The following is a 14,802-nucleotide window of genomic DNA, read 5'->3' on the forward strand; positions in this document are numbered from 1 at the left end:
CGGAGGGCATCATGAAACAGATCATCGCTGTCTTCGCCACGGCCGCGCTCATCACGGCCTGCGAGGAGGCGGGGCCCGCCGACCCGGCGGATCTGGTGCTCGTGAACGGGCGGGTGATCACGCTCGATGCGGAGAGTCGCCTCGCCGAGGCCGTGGCCGTGCGGGGCGAGCGGGTCATAGCGGTCGGATCCACCGCCGAGATCGAGACGCTGACAGGCCCGCGCGCCGAGCGCATCGACCTGGCGGGACGCACGGTCACGCCGGGCCTCATGGACTCGCACGTCCACTTCGCCAACGGGGGGGCGAATCGGCTGTACCGCCTCGACCTCAGCTATCCGAAGGTGGAGAACATCGCGGACGTGCAGGGCATGGTCGCGGAGCAGGCCGGGCGGCTGGCCGAGGGCGAGTGGGTACGGGGCGGCGGCTGGGACGAGGGCAAGCTCGAGGAACTGCGCTACATTTACGCCTCCGACCTGGACGCCGTGGCCGCGGGGCAGCCCGTGTGGCTGGCCCACACGATGGGCCACTACGGCGTGGCCAACTCGCTCGCCCTCGACATGGCGGGCATCACGGCGGACACGCCCGACCCGCCGGGCGGCACCATCGATCGCGACGAGGCCGGGCAGCCGACCGGCGTCCTCAAGGAATCCGCCATGGGCCTCGTCACGCGGCTCATCCCCTCCCTCGGCCCGGAGCAGCAACGCGAGGGGATCCGGACACTCGCCGACGCGTTCAACGCCGAGTGCATGACCGGCGGCAAGGACCCCGGGATCGGGCGCGGCGCGTGGGAGGCCTACAGCGACGTGCTCGCCGACGGCGACCTGACCGTCCGCATCTTCGCGCTCTGGCGGGGGCGAGGCGGGACGCTCGAGGAAGTTCGCGCCTACGCGGACAGCCTCGCGACCTTCACCCGCCCGTACGAGTCGACGGGGGACGACCGCCTCATCCCCGGCGGCGTGAAGCTCTACATCGACGGCAGCGGCGGCGCCCGCACCGCCTGGCTGTACGAGGACTGGAACCGGGACCACACCGGCACCGACGCCGGCAATCGCGGCTACCCCACCATGGACCCCGACGAGTTGCGCCGGCGCTTCCGGGCCTACCACGACGCGGGCCTGCACGTCTCCATCCACTCCATCGGAGACCGAGCGATCGACTGGACCGTCGACAGCTTCAGCGAAGCGCTCGAGGCCACGCCCACCCGGGGCCTCCGCCACGGGATCATCCACTCCAACATCCCCACGGACCGCGCCCTGGACGCGATGGCCGAACTCCAGCGCGAGTGGGAGGCCGGTTATCCGGAACCGTCCCCCACCTTCACGTGGTGGATCGGCGACACCTACGCCGGCAACTTCGGCCCCGAGCGCACCCTGCGGCTGAACCCGTTCCGCTCCTATCAGGATCGGGGCATGATCTGGGCCAGCGGCTCCGACTACTTCGTCACCCCGTATCCCGCGCGCTACGGCGTGTGGGCCTCCGTCGCCCGCCAGCCGCTCCTCGGCGTCTACGGCAGCGACCCGTACGGTACCGCGGAATCCGTGGACGTCGAGACCGCGCTGCGCTCGTTCACGACGTGGGCCGCGCACCAGATGTTCCTCGAGGAGAAGGTGGGGACGATCGAACCCGGCAAGTACGCCGATCTCGCGGTCTGGGACCGCGACCCCTTCACGGTGCCGACGATCGAACTGCGTGACATGTCCTGCGAGATGACCATCTTCAACGGTGAGGTCGTGTTCGACCGCTCTCTCACGCTCGATCGCTGACGCAGCCCCGTACCGCGAGTCGTGATTCGTGAGTGGACCTGGGCGAGGGACGAACGAAACGATTCGCCCGACTGCGGCTAGCCGGATGACCGTCCGCGGCTCCCGGGTGCTCCCGGGGATAATGGCATCCGTCTTGTTCCTGTCGGCTTGCGACTCCCCTGGGGGTCGCGGCGACATCATCCATCCTATCGCGGACAGCCTGACCGCACCGCCTGGCGCAGCGACCGCGCTGTCCCGAACCCGGGGGCCCGCCTCGGCTGCTTCCGCCGCGAAGATCCGCGCCTTCCGAGAGCGCTTCGAGCGTCGCGAGACGATTGGCAGGATCGGGGATCTCGACGGCGGCGAGGAGACCACGTTCGCGCTGCTGTGGGACGCGGCACTTACGGAGGCGGGCGAAGTCCTGATCCTCGATCGAATCCAGACCGTCGTGGCGGGTCTTCACCGTCGAGGGAGAGTACCTCTACACCCTCGGGGGACAGGGCGAGGGCCCGGGTGAACTCCAGGTCCCGGAGGCCGTTCTCATTTCCCCCGCGGGAGATCTGATCGTCGTGGACCAGGCGCAGCTCATACACCGCTTCACGAAGCAGGAAGGTCGCTTCGAGTATCAGGATCGGACGCGGTTTCAGGCCGTCGTCTACGACGCGTGCCTAGCCGGGGAAGACTTGGTTGTTCACGCGATGCGCCGGGAGCGTGAGCCGGAAATCCTCTATCGCGTGCTCACCGAACGGTCACCGGAACTGGGTTTTGCCGTTCCGTATCGACACTCGGACCCGCTGGTTTACGGGACAGTCTCAAGGGGACAGATCGCCTGCAGCTCGCCCGGTGGCGTGGCGGTGATCGCGTACCGGGAGCGAAACGCCATCGAAGGGTATCGGGTCGCGGATGGTCGTGGGGTATGGCACGCCCGGATCGAGGACTTCTGGGCCACGGAGATCCGGGAAGAAGTGAGTGGCCAGCGAAGAGTCCGGAGGGGAATCTTCGACAACGACGCGTTGCACTTCCTCGAGCGGATCGCAGGTGGCCGCAGCGCACCCGTATTCGTCCAGCACCGTTTCTACCTCAGCCGGGACCTCCGCGACCAGACCGGCCACTACACGCTCGAGACCTACGCCCTCGACCCCGAGACGGGCGAGGGAGAATTCTGGGGAGACTCCCTGCCTTCCATGCTGGCGGTGACTGATGAGTTCGTGGTGTTCTCGTGGGAGGCGCCGTATCCGAGAGTCGAGGTGGCGCGGATCCCGAAGTAGCGCGCTGCTCTTCGCGCCCTCGGCCACCCGTTGCGGGGCGATCGTGCGGTGGAGAGCATATCAGCCCTTGGCGGACCGGGACGTTCCCGCGGGAACGTCCCGCACCTCTCCCGGCGCACGGCGTAACGAGCACGGTTCAGCAATGCGGGCTGCACATGCTGCACATATCGAGAGCCGCAGATGATCCGGGGCGACTGGCGACCCGAGATCGACGCGACGCTCCTCTACGTGGTGCGCGATGGCGAGATCCTCCTCATCCACAAGAAGCGGGGCATCGGCGCCGGCAAACTGAACGGGGCCGGGGGGAAGGTCGATCCCGGCGAGAGCTGCCTCGAGGCGGCCGTGCGCGAGTTCGAGGAGGAACTGCGGGCGCATCCCGTGGCGCCGCGAAAGCTGGGCGAGGTGGCGTTCGACGTGGTGGACGGCGTATCGATCCTCATCCATGTCTTCCGCGCGGACGCGCTCGATGGCGAGCCTTCGGAGACGGACGAGGCTGTCCCCCTCTGGGCGCCCGTTGATGAGATTCCGTACGATCGGATGTGGGCGGACGACCGCTACTGGCTGCCGCATCTGCTGGAGAACCGCGCCTTCGAGGCGTTCGCCCGTTTCGAGGGAGACAGACTCCTCGATTGCGAGGTAAGGTGCCTCGACGGCGCCACCCAATGGTGAAACAGGAGAGGAATCCGATGCCGACCCATCTGCGGAGAATGATCTCCAACCGGATCGCGATGGTCGCGCTGACCGCGTGCGCCGCGCTCTACACCGGCCCCCTCGGGGCCCAGGAACGGACGCTGCTCGGTTTCGGGCCCGAGTCGTCCGCCGCGCAACTGGTCGCCGAGGCCCGGCTCGATGAGAGCGTGCGGGCGAGCAACCTCGAGGAGTGGATGGAGCGCATGACGCGCGAGCCGTTCTTCGTGGGCGCGCCCTACAACTACGAGAACGCGATGTGGGTCGCGGAGCAGTTCCGCGACTGGGGCTACGAGGTGGAGATCGCGGAGTACGAGGTCCTCTTCCCCAAGCCGCTCGTCCGTCATGTGGAGATGCTCGAGCCCGAGCCCTTTGTGGCTTCGCTCGAGGAGCCCGAGATCCCCGAGGACGGAACGTCGGGCGTGGCGGGCCGCCTCCCGACCTACAACGCGTACTCGGCGGATGGCGACGTGACAGCGGAACTCGTCTACGTCAATCAGGGGATCCCCGGCGACTACGAGGAACTCGAACGCATGGGGATCGACGTGGCGGGGAAGATCGTCATCGCCCGCTACGGCGGATCCTGGCGCGGCATCAAGCCCAAGGTGGCGCATGAGCACGGGGCCATAGCGACGATCCTCTACTCCGACCCGCGAGATGACGGCTTCTTCCAGGGGGACGCGTACCCGAAGGGCCCGTATCGGGCGGAGTTCGGGGTCCAGCGCGGGGCGGTGCAGGACATGCCGCTCTATCCGGGAGACCCGCTCACCCCCGGTGTGGGGGCGACGGCGGATGCCGAACGGATGACGCCGGAGGAGTCGCCGACCGTGATGAAGATCCCCGTGCTTCCGATCTCCTGGGGTGACGCGCTGCCCCTGCTTCGGGCGCTCGAGGGTCCGGTGGCGCCGCCGTCGTGGCGCGGCGCGCTCCCGCTCACGTATCACGTCGGCCCGGGGCCGGCGAAGGTCCGCGTACATCTCGAGTTCGACTGGGGGCTGGAGACCGCCTACGACGTGATGGCGACACTGCCCGGCTCCGACTTTCCCGACGAGTGGGTGATTCGCGGCAATCACCGCGACGGCTGGGCCATGGGCGCGGCGGACCCCATCAGCGGGCACGTGGCGATGATGGAGGAAGCCCGCGTCATCGGAGAGCTGGCCCAGGCGGGGATGCGTCCCCGGCGCACGATCATCTTCGGTTCGTGGGACGCGGAGGAGCCCGGACTGCTGGGCTCGACGGAGTGGGTCGAGCACCACGCCGACGAGCTGCGGGCGAAGACCGTGGCCTACATCAACACCGACGGCAGCAGCCGGGGCTTCCTCGGGATGGGCGGGTCACACACGCTGCAGAGCTTCATCAACGGCGTCGCCCGCTCGGTCACGGATCCGCAGACGGGCGTCTCCGTGTGGGAGCGGCTGCACGCCTCCCGTGCCGTGGGCGGCGGGCGGCGGGCGGACGATGCCTCGGACATCCAGATCAGCCCGCTCGGCTCGGGCTCGGACTACACGCCCTTCCTGCAACACCTCGGGATTGCGTCCCTGAACCTGGGGTTCGGGGGAGAGGGCGGCGGCGGCTCGTACCATTCGCAGTACGACTCGTTCGACCACTACACGCGCTTCGGCGACCCCGGCTTCCAGTACGGCGCCGCGCTCGCGAAGACGACGGCCCGCGCCACGCTGCGACTGGCCAACGCGGGCGTGATTCCGCTGAGATTCTCACCCTTCGCGACCAACGTGAAGTCCTATCGTGACGAGGTGATGGTGCTCCTCGACGAGACGCGCGAGCAGACGGAGCGCCGCAACGCGCTGATCGCGTCGGACGCGTACACGCTCGCGGCGGACCCGACGAAGACGTACATGCCGCCCGAAGCGCAGGAAGAGGTGCCGTTCCTCAACTTCGCCCCGCTCCAGAACGCGATCACCCGGCTCGAGGCGAGCGCCGCTGCGTACGACGCATCCTACGATGCGATGTGGGCCGCGCACGCCGCAGCGGCGGCCGGTGGCGACGGCGGCGGTTCAGGCGACGACATGACCGAACATGGAGACGTGCAGCAGCGCCTGAACGCAGCCCTCATCCAGACCGAGCGCCTCATGACGCACGAGGACGGGCTCCCACGCCGCGGCTGGTTCCGGCACCAGATCTACGCGCCGGGTTTCTACACGGGGTACGGCGTGAAGACGCTCCCGGGCATCCGGGAGGCGATCGAACAGCGAGGTTGGGATGAGGCCTCGGAGCAGGTGGAGCGCCTCGCCGGGATCCTCACCCGCCTCGCCGACAAGATCGACGAAGCGACCGCCCTGCTCAGAGGGTAGTGCAGCCCGCCGGCTAGTTCCGGCCGGCGGCTTGCTCTTTCAGCGCGGCCACCCGCTCCTCCGTGGGCGGGTGGGTCGTGAACAGGGACCTGAGACCCCGGCGGCGGCCTGTAAATGGGTTCACGATCGCCAGCGAGGCGCCGGCCGGGTTCACCTCCATCGGGATGCGGCGCGCGTTCGACTCCAGGCGCTTCAGCGCGCCCGCCAGACCCATCGGGTCGCCGGTGATCTGGCCCCCGGTGCGGTCCGCCTGAAACTCGTTCCGGCGGCTGATCGCCATCTGGATGATGACGGCCGCCAGCGGCGCGACGATGGCCATGACGAGCACGCCCAGCGGGTTGTCGCCATCGTCCCGTCCGCCGCCGAAGATGAGGCCCCAGCGGGCGATGGAGGCGATCATCGCGATGGCTCCCGCCATCGTCGCCGCGACCGTGCCCACGAGCATGTGGCGGTGCTTGATATGCGCGAGTTCGTGGGCGATCACGCCGTCCAGCTCCCGGGGCGGCAGCGCTCGGAGGATACCCTGGGTGAAGCACACGACCGCGTGCTGAGGGTCGCGCCCCGTCGCAAACGCGTTGGGCTGAGGCTGAGCCGAGATGGCCACGACCGGCGCCGGCAGATCCGCCCTCCGCCGCAGCCGGTCCACGCGGTCGTACAGCTCCGGCGCCTGCGACCGGTCGACGACCTGCGCCCGGTACATGCGCAACACCACTCGGTCGCTGAACCAGTACATTCCGAAGTTCATGGCCGCCGAAATGATGAGAAACAGAATCGCCCCTTGCTGACCAAACAGCGCTCCGCCCGCCAGCACCAGCAGAGCGGTCAACCCCAGCATGAGTCCGAATACTCTGAACATCTTCTATAACCTCGTCTCTGTTTGTCCTCGGGACGCCGTCGCGAGCAGGTCGCAAAACACGAAACCGTCCCGTTCTACTACCTCGCCGCGCGCCACGGGGATTGGCCGGGGCAGGATCGGCCCGGCCCACACGAACGTATGGAACTCACCGTTCTCTCCGCAGGGATCGACCCCCTCCGGGAGATCGGCGACGAAGGCGGCGTCGAATGCTCGCCCCGCGAAGGAGGCGTCCAGCACCGCCGGGTTGATGCACACCGCCACCGCTTGGAACCCCTCCCGGATGAAAGACCCCGCGAGGGTCGGCGTCGGTTGCTTCCAAATCGGGAAGACGCACTCCAACCCGGACGCCGCGAGCTGGCGTTCGCGGTACTCCCGGAGATCCTCCAGGAAGATGTCCCCGAAGGCCACGCGTCGGATGCCGTCCTCGTACAGTCGATCGAACGCCTCGCCCATCGCGCGCTCATAGATTTTGTTGGAGGACTGTGGCGGGACGACCACCTCGACCAGCGGGACGCCGATGGACGCCGCCTGGTCGCGCACCAGCGCACGCCTCACCCCGTGCATGCTCACGCGGTCGTAGGCGTCGGTCACCGTCGCGATCAGCGTCTCCACCCGATAGGTCCCGGACTGCTGCAGCGCGTGCAGCGCCAGCGCGCTGTCCTTGCCGCCGCTGAAGCACATGGCGATCCGTTCGCTCATTCGAGGACCCGGGCCCGGAACGCTCCCGTCAGGACGCGACCCGCGCGCTTGACCTGAACCCAGATCGTGTACTCCCCCGGCTGCGGGAACGCGAACGGGAACTCCACCACCCCGGCCTCGCCCCGGGCCCCGACACCTTCATCTGCCATCGGAGGAGTGTCCGGCGTAAGCACCGCGAGCGAGCCCATCGAGATCGTGCCCGCCGGATGCAGGTGCACGAAGACCGCGCCGTCATCCCGCGTGAGCGCGGCGTGACTGCGCATGCCCATGTAAGGCTCCAGTCTCGCCGGTTTCTCGTCGGGATCCCAGACCCTGAATGCGAGCACCGTCTCCTCGTCGACCCGAAGCTCCTGATCGCCCTGCCATTCGAGTATCGAGCCATCGTCCATCCGCGTCTCGGAGCCCGGCCCGGAGAGCGCCATCGGAACGCCCGTCCATGCCGAGTCGTCCGCGTCTCGCGGCAGGCCCGCGGTCGCCCCCGGCGGGACATCCCGCGTCTCCGGGGGCGTGAGTACAGCAGCGTCGACCGCGATCGTATCGACCACCGTCTGCGCGAAGCCGGACTCGTACACGATGTCGCCGTAGATCCGGTATTCGCCCGCCGGCAGATCCGGCCATGGAACGCGGAACGTGGATGAGTCCACGGGGATCGGATGCACGTGCGCGAAGGCATCCATGCCCGGTGCCCCGACCACGAACATGTGCATCAGCTTGCCGTGATCGGGTACGAGCGGGCTCCAGTCCCGACCCCGCCAGGCTGGGTCCGTGATCGCGATCTCGAGCGCGGGCCCTCCCCCGGTGTGGACGATCGCGCCCTCCACGGCGAGGCGCTCGAAGATGCCGCTGCGGACCTCCCGGTCGACCGCCTCCCACCACAGGTCCCCGAGGTAGAGGAAGCCCACGACCCCCACGGCCGTGGCCCCCATGGCGACCCAGGCACGGCGCCGCCGGCGTGAACCCGCCGCTTCTCCGGACTGGAGCTGGCTCTCGCGCACTGCGGCCCCGGCGATCGCGACCGCGCCGGCGACGAGCAGGATCGCGAGTCCGAGCAGGATCCACCCGAGCCCCGGCGGCAGATCGCGCACCCCAAGCATGACGGACGTCACCGGGACCGAGATCTCGCCGGTCCCCAGGCTTCCCGCCACTGCGATCTCGATCCGGTACGCGCCCACCGTCATGAGCCACAGCTCGGCCGCGTACAGTTCGGGGTCGCCCGCCACAAGGGCGGCGATGTCCGGTGGTGGAGCCCCGCCTTCCGGCGCCGCGTCCCAGTGCACGGGGCGCACGGTCACCCGGTCCACGCCGCCACCCGGTACCCGGATCGAGATCTCGGCCAATCCGGGGATGACCTCGGGAGGGCGGATGACGACCGAGACGGGGTAGGGACCTGCCTCGCCGGAGAAGAAGACGTTATTGCTCCCCACGTGCCCGGCCGTCGCGACGTAGAGCCCCGCTACCAGCGCCGCCGCGCGCAGGAGGCGGACAGTCCGACCGCGCCTCACCGGCGGACGCGCGACATCCAGTTGCCGCACCACAGACCGAGACGGGCCGAGATGAACGCGATCGGAAGCGCCCACCAGGCCCCGGCGACGAAGCGCGCCGCCGAGAACTCGCCGCCCATGAAGGGACCGCCGTGCCAGAACACGTACTGCCAGTCGCCCGGCCGGCTCGTGTAGCCCCACGTGTCGCCCTGGAAGACGTAGTTCCGCGCCCCCTCCGAGAGCATGAACTCGGCGAAGTACCAGTGCACGACGCCGAAGATGCCCACGAAGGCGACGGCCCCCACCGCCGCGACCCACCAGTCCGTCGACGCCCGGGCGGGCCCCTCGCCCGGCGCGGAATACCGCCGCAACAGGAGGTCGATCGCGATCGCCGGCGCGAACAGGAGGAGCGGGAACTCGGGCGGCTGCATCGAGGTGACCGGACGGAGGATCGGCGCGAGCAGCGGCTCCGCCGGGAAGAGCGGCAGAACCCACATCATCAGCAGCAAAATCCCCGTGTACACCAGGGCCGCGTACGTCGCCGGCCAGCGCAACCGTCCGGCGCGCCCCACCAGGAAAAGGAGAACGGGGAAGACCGCCGCAGTGATCAGATAGAACGTCGCCCCGTGCATCTGGTTGGGGAACGTAAACTCCAGCAGCAGCACGGAGACCGACATGATCGCCGCCGCCGCGCTGAACACGTATACCCACGCGAGCTTGCGCCGCCCGGCCTCCGAGGCCCGGTTCTGCCACGAGAGCGCCATGAGCAGAGCGCCGATCTGGATCGCATATATCCCCAGCGCGAGGACCACGTGCGGCGGACTCAGGATCTGGACGTCGAGGCCGTACGCGTTGTGCCACCAGTCGTCCAGCGGCGCCGAGGTGAGCATGGCGATCGCGCCCCAGATCGCCACCCAGGCCCCCAGCGGCGCCCGGAAGCCCCACAGCCGCACCGAGCGTCCCACCTCCGCGTCCGTCCCGGCGAAGGTCGTCTTGAGGGCGAGCCACCCGCACGACAGTCCCGCCGCCAGCCCGCCCGCGTAGACCATCAGGTGGGCGGGCGTCCAGAACGTGTCGCGGCCGATCGTACGGTGCCACGAGATGTCCCACGTGATGCCCACGATCACGCTCACCGAGGCGAACAGGATCGCGGTCAGAAACCACGGGATACGGTCACCCGGGGCCGGCGCTGCCGTCGATTCCATCGAACCCCTTTCTCTTGGCGGTCTCTTGCCGGTCTCTTGCCCGGCGCCTGCGGGCAGCCGGACTATCGACACATACTACCCCGTCGCTCGAAAATAGGTTTGGCGAAGGTTAAACGCAGGAGAGCGCGTGATGAGAAACAGATTCCCGGGTGCGAGGCTGGCTGTCGCGGCCCTGGCCGCCGGTTTCGGGGGGTGTACCCAGCCATCTCCCGTGCCGGGAGAAGCCCACACGGCGGGCCAGCTCACGCCGGAACAGCTCGATGCGATCCAGGGCATCGCGATGGCCCCCATCGAGGCGGGCCGCGCGGCGGGCATGTCGATCGCGGCGGTACGCGGCGGCGACACCCTGCTGATCGAAGAGTTCGGTCACGCGGACCTGGAACTCGGCGTCCTGACGCCTCCGGACGCCGTCTACGAGGTCGGGTCCGTGACCAAGCAATTCACCGCGGCCGCCGTCCTCCTCCTCCAGGAGGAAGGGAAGCTGTCGCTCGACGATCCACTGACGAAGTGGCTCCCGGACTACCCCGCCGGGGACCGGACCGTGACCGTTCGCCGGCTCCTCGACCATACGTCCGGCATCAAGGGCTACACCGAGATGCGGCACCTGTGGGCCGAAATCGCCCCGCTGGAACTTCCCCGGGACACGCTCGTCACGCTCTTCTCCGCGGAGCCGTTCGAGTTCGAGCCCGGCACGGCGATGACCTACAACAACTCCGCGTACTTCCTGGCCGGACTCATCATCGAGGCGGCGAGCGGGATGAGCTACGAGGATTTCGTCGAGAAGCGGCTCTTCGCCCCGGCCGGGATGACGAACTCACGCTACTGCCACAAGGAGGAACTCGTCCCCCGGCGCGCGAAGGGATACGAACCGGGCGAAGAAGGACTGCAGCCGGCCCCCTACCTCAACCACCTCTGGCCCTACGCCGCGGGATCGCTCTGCTCCACCGTCCGGGATCTCATGGCGTGGAACGAGGCGCTACACGGCGACGGAGAGGGAGGTGAGATCCTGAGTCCCGAGAGCTACCGTCTCATGATCACGCCCGAGCCGCTGCTCGACGGCACCGAACTCCGCTATGCGAAGGGGCTCGCGATCACGGACCGCGACGGGGCCACGGGGATCCGGCACGGGGGCGGGATCTTCGGCTTCGTCACCGATCTTCGCTACCTCCCGGCTGAGGATCTCTCGATCGCCGTCCTCATCAACACGGCCGGGGGCGCCGCGTCGAGCGACATCGCGGGGGAGGTCGAAGATGTGATCCTGGGACCGCCGGCAGAAGTCTCGCCCGTCCCGTTCGAGGGCGATCCGGCCCCGTACGCGGGACGGTACGAAGGCCCCGCCCGCGGCCAGACGATGGTAGCCACGGTGGGGGTCGAGGATGGGCAGCTGGCGATCGGCACGGGCTCGGGCCCGGGCGATCCCCTCACGTGGCTGGGCGGCGACACCTTCGGCCAGGGGAACACTCGCTTCCGTTTCGTGCGCGACGATAGCGGGGCGGTCGACAAACTCTGGATGGATGTCGTCTCCGGCCACTACGTCCTCCGGAGGGTCGACCCATGAGAACGAATCGAGCTCTGATCTCCCTCATCGCGCTGGTCTTCGCAGCAGCCGCACCGGTTTCGGGTCAGGATCTGGAGCCGCTCATCGAGGCCGAGCCGAGCGAGTTGGCGGCCGTCGTGGAGCGCTATACGACCGACCGCACCGCCCTCGGACGCCGGTGGAGCGTCCCCTACTCTCCGGAGCGCAACCGCCGCTTTCGCGGCTTCTTCTCCGACTGGCAGCGACGCATCGACGCGCTCGACTTCGAGGCCCTGAGCCTCGAGGGGCGGGTGGACTACGTCCTCCTCATCAATGAACTGCGGTATCAACTGGATCTCATCGAGCGTGAGGCCCGACTCACTGCGGAGATGAACGGCTTCATCCCTTTCACAGCGCTCATCGTCGAACTGGAGGAGCGCCGACGCCGGCGCGAGCCCGTGGAGTCCGAGTCCGCGGCGGCACGACTGGCCGCCCTCCCGGACGAAGTCCAGGCGACGCGCGAGACGGTCGAAGCCCGGATGGAGAGCGGGGAGAACGTGTCCCGGATCGTCGCGCTGCGGGCGGTGACGACGCTCGCCCGGCACACGCGTCTGCTCGAGGACTGGTACGAGCACTACGCCGGCTACGACCCCGTCTTCACCTGGTGGAACGAGGACCCGTACGCCCGCGCCAAGACCGCCCTCGACGACTACGCGACGTTCCTGCGCGAGACGGTGATCGGCTACCGGGAGGGCGAGGACGAACCGATCGTCGGCGATCCGATCGGTGCCGAAGGTCTGGCCGCGGACCTGAGTCGCGAGATGATCCCCTACACGCCTGAAGAGCTGATCGCGATCGCCGAACAGGAATACGCCTGGTGCGAAGAGCGCATGATCGAGGCGTCGCGCGAACTCGGCTACGGCGACGACTGGCGGGCGGCGCTCGAGTACGTGAAGATGCTGCACCGAGATCCCGGCGACCAGCCGCAGATGATCCGGGAACTCGCCGACGAGGCGCTGGCCTTCGTCACCGAACGCGACCTCGTGACCGTGCCGCCGCTCGCCGACGAGATCTGGCGCATCGAGATGATGTCCCCGGAGCGCCAGAAGGTGTCGCCCTTCTTCCTCGGCGGAGAAGTCATCCAGGTCTCCTTCCCGACGGACGGGATGGAGCACGAGTACAAGCTCATGAGCATGCGGGGGAACAACGAACACTTCTCCCGCGCGACGGTGCACCACGAGCTGATTCCCGGGCACCACCTGCAGGGGTTCATGACCTCCCGCTTCAACTCGCACCGGCGGGCGTTCTCGACGCCGTTCTGGGGCGAGGGCTGGGCCCTCTACTGGGAGATGCTGCTCTGGGACCTCGACTTCCCGTCGACACCCGAGGACCGCATCGGGATGCTGTTCTGGCGCATGCATCGCACGGCGCGGATCATCTTCTCTCTCTCCTTCCACCTCGAGCGCATGACCCCGCAGGAGGCGATCGACTTCCTCGTCGAGCGGGTGGGGCACGAGCGCGCGAACGCCGAAGCGGAGGTGCGGCGGAGCTTCAACGGCTCCTACTCGCCGCTCTATCAAGTCGCCTACATGATCGGCGGCCTCCAGATCCGCGCGCTGCACGAGCAGTTGGTGCAGTCCGGGGAGATGACGAACCGCGCCTTCCACGACGCGATCCTCGGGGGCGGCCGGATGCCGATCGAGATGGTGCGCGCCCGCCTTCTGGGGGAGGCGCCGCCGAAGGACTTCGAGTCGGTGTGGCGCTTCCAGGGCGACCCGCTGCGCCGCACGACCTCCGAGGAGCCGGGGTACTGACGAACGGACGGGGCCCTGAGGCCCTGAAAGGAAGACTGATGGCTCGCGACCCGCATCCGGCGGCGATCGCCGGGATTCTCCTCGCTCTGGGCGCCACGGCTGGCGGTGGCAGCGAGGTTCACGCGCAGGCCGACCCCGGCATCCTTACGATCGATCAGCTTCTCTCCATCGAATCCGTCGTCGGTGGGGCCCCCGCCTGGTCCCCCGATGGCTCCGCGATCCTGTTCGAGTCGGCGCTCACGGGCGGGCTCATGACGCTGTCCCCGGAGGGCGGGTTCCCCACCCGGGTGCCGGCGGACATGGGCGGCTCCGGCCATTTCCTCACATCGCAGATGCCGGGGTGGTCCCCCTCCGGGACGTGGATCTCCTACGTGTCGGACAAGAGCGGCGCCCCCGAGATCTGGCTCTGGTCCACGAGCGACGGGGCCGACGTCCAACTCACCGACCTCGGGGCGCGGATCAATTCGATGAGCTGGTCCCCGGACGAGCGCTCGATCGTCTTCGCGGGCGACCGCTACGGCAACTACGACATCTGGAAGGTGGATGTCGCCACGCGGGGTGTGGATCGCCTCACGAAGGACAAGCGCTACGAGGTCTTCCCCACCTGGACGCCCGACTCCCGTCACATCCTCTACGTCCGCCTCGACGACACATGGGAGGACCACGACGTAATCGAGATCGACGCCATGGACGGCAACGCCCGCACCGTCCTCGAGGACCGCGACTTCTTCGACTACGGCGCGGGCGCGACGTTCGGATACCCGAGCGTGTCTCCCGACGGGGGCTCGATCCTCTTCCGTTCCCACCGGAGCGGCTGGATCAACTACTGGCTTGCCCCCCGCGACGGGGGAGAGCCCCGCCCGATCGCCGCAGCCGAAGCCGACCAGAGCGCCGCGGTGTGGTCCCCCGACGGGCGCTGGATCGCCTACACGGAGAACCACAACGGGCACCACGACCTTCGCGTCGTGTCGGCGGACGGCGGAGAGCCGAGGGTGCTCGTGTCACCGAAGGGTGGCGTCGCGTCGCGTCCCTCGTGGTCCCCCGACAGCCGCGCGATCGCTTACCTGCAGGAGGATCTCACGAGGCCGCGCGACCTGTACGTCGTCTCGCTGGACGACGGGAGCAGCCGGCAGCTCACCTCCTCCATGCCGGCCGGCAACCTGGTTCGCCGACTCGTGACGCCGGAGAAGATTCACTACGAGAGCACGGACGGATATTCGAT

General features: G+C 68.6%; 10 protein-coding genes. 6 read left to right on the forward strand and 4 right to left on the reverse strand.

What is annotated here, in order from left to right:
* Positions 1–11: 11 nt before the first annotated feature.
* The 4 genes from ACN9M6_RS09375 (at position 12) to ACN9M6_RS09390 (ending at position 6,009) form a co-directional block, all read left to right on the forward strand.
* Complete coding sequence (locus tag ACN9M6_RS09375; RefSeq protein ID WP_419162667.1) at positions 12–1,763, forward strand: amidohydrolase; 1,752 nt, start codon at positions 12–14, stop codon at positions 1,761–1,763.
* A 548-nt stretch (positions 1,764–2,311) separates the two neighbouring features.
* Entirely contained in the window at positions 2,312–3,010 is a 699-nt protein-coding gene (locus ACN9M6_RS09380; RefSeq protein WP_419162668.1) for a hypothetical protein, read from the forward strand.
* 180 nt (positions 3,011–3,190) lie between these two features.
* Positions 3,191–3,679 (forward strand): 8-oxo-dGTP diphosphatase, encoded by a 489-nt coding sequence (locus ACN9M6_RS09385; protein WP_419162669.1) that lies wholly within the window; start codon positions 3,191–3,193, stop codon positions 3,677–3,679.
* 17 nt (positions 3,680–3,696) lie between these two features.
* Complete coding sequence (locus tag ACN9M6_RS09390; RefSeq protein WP_419162670.1) at positions 3,697–6,009, forward strand: transferrin receptor-like dimerization domain-containing protein; 2,313 nt, start codon at positions 3,697–3,699, stop codon at positions 6,007–6,009.
* A gap of 13 nt (positions 6,010–6,022) precedes the next feature.
* On the opposite strand, the gene ACN9M6_RS09395 is transcribed toward ACN9M6_RS09390, so the two are convergent.
* From ACN9M6_RS09395 to ACN9M6_RS09410, 4 genes are read right to left on the reverse strand one after another with little or no spacing between them, the layout of a single operon-like run.
* Positions 6,023–6,865, reverse strand: a complete 843-nt coding sequence (locus tag ACN9M6_RS09395) for a zinc metalloprotease HtpX (protein WP_419162671.1) — start codon at positions 6,863–6,865, stop codon at positions 6,023–6,025.
* Between the two features lie 3 nt (positions 6,866–6,868).
* Positions 6,869–7,564, reverse strand: coding sequence for an ATP-binding protein (locus tag ACN9M6_RS09400; protein WP_419162672.1), 696 nt, complete (start codon positions 7,562–7,564; stop codon positions 6,869–6,871).
* Positions 7,561–9,066: a hypothetical protein gene (locus ACN9M6_RS09405; protein ID WP_419162673.1), complete on the reverse strand. Its 1,506-nt coding sequence runs from the start codon at positions 9,064–9,066 to the stop codon at positions 7,561–7,563. The genes ACN9M6_RS09400 and ACN9M6_RS09405 overlap by 4 nt, the downstream gene beginning before the upstream one ends.
* A complete protein-coding gene (locus ACN9M6_RS09410; RefSeq protein WP_419162674.1) occupies positions 9,063–10,250 on the reverse strand; it encodes a hypothetical protein in 1,188 nt (395 codons plus the stop codon). Before ACN9M6_RS09410 ends, ACN9M6_RS09405 begins: the two co-directional genes overlap by 4 nt.
* Before the next feature lie 130 nt (positions 10,251–10,380).
* On the opposite strand from ACN9M6_RS09410, the gene ACN9M6_RS09415 reads away from it, so the two are divergent.
* Positions 10,381–11,808 carry a serine hydrolase domain-containing protein gene (locus tag ACN9M6_RS09415; RefSeq protein ID WP_419162675.1) on the forward strand — a complete coding sequence of 476 codons (1,428 nt, stop codon included), beginning with the start codon at positions 10,381–10,383 and terminating at the stop codon, positions 11,806–11,808.
* Positions 11,805–13,580 carry a DUF885 domain-containing protein gene (locus tag ACN9M6_RS09420; RefSeq protein WP_419162676.1) on the forward strand — a complete coding sequence of 592 codons (1,776 nt, stop codon included), beginning with the start codon at positions 11,805–11,807 and terminating at the stop codon, positions 13,578–13,580. Before ACN9M6_RS09415 ends, ACN9M6_RS09420 begins: the two co-directional genes overlap by 4 nt.
* Positions 13,581–14,802 lie beyond the last annotated feature (1,222 nt).

The organism is Candidatus Palauibacter sp. (genome assembly GCF_965197445.1).
GTDB lineage: Bacteria > Gemmatimonadota > Gemmatimonadetes > Palauibacterales > Palauibacteraceae > Palauibacter.

Coding starts and splice junctions, on each gene's coding strand:
- ACN9M6_RS09385 (WP_419162669.1), top strand. CDS start 3,191: ATGATCCGGGGCGACTGGCGACCCGAGATCGACGCGACGCTCCTCTAC.
- ACN9M6_RS09410 (WP_419162674.1), bottom strand. CDS start 10,250: ATGGAATCGACGGCAGCGCCGGCCCCGGGTGACCGTATCCCGTGGTTT.
- ACN9M6_RS09375 (WP_419162667.1), top strand. CDS start 12: ATGAAACAGATCATCGCTGTCTTCGCCACGGCCGCGCTCATCACGGCC.
- ACN9M6_RS09395 (WP_419162671.1), bottom strand. CDS start 6,865: ATGTTCAGAGTATTCGGACTCATGCTGGGGTTGACCGCTCTGCTGGTG.
- ACN9M6_RS09390 (WP_419162670.1), top strand. CDS start 3,697: ATGCCGACCCATCTGCGGAGAATGATCTCCAACCGGATCGCGATGGTC.
- ACN9M6_RS09415 (WP_419162675.1), top strand. CDS start 10,381: ATGAGAAACAGATTCCCGGGTGCGAGGCTGGCTGTCGCGGCCCTGGCC.
- ACN9M6_RS09420 (WP_419162676.1), top strand. CDS start 11,805: ATGAGAACGAATCGAGCTCTGATCTCCCTCATCGCGCTGGTCTTCGCA.
- ACN9M6_RS09400 (WP_419162672.1), bottom strand. CDS start 7,564: ATGAGCGAACGGATCGCCATGTGCTTCAGCGGCGGCAAGGACAGCGCG.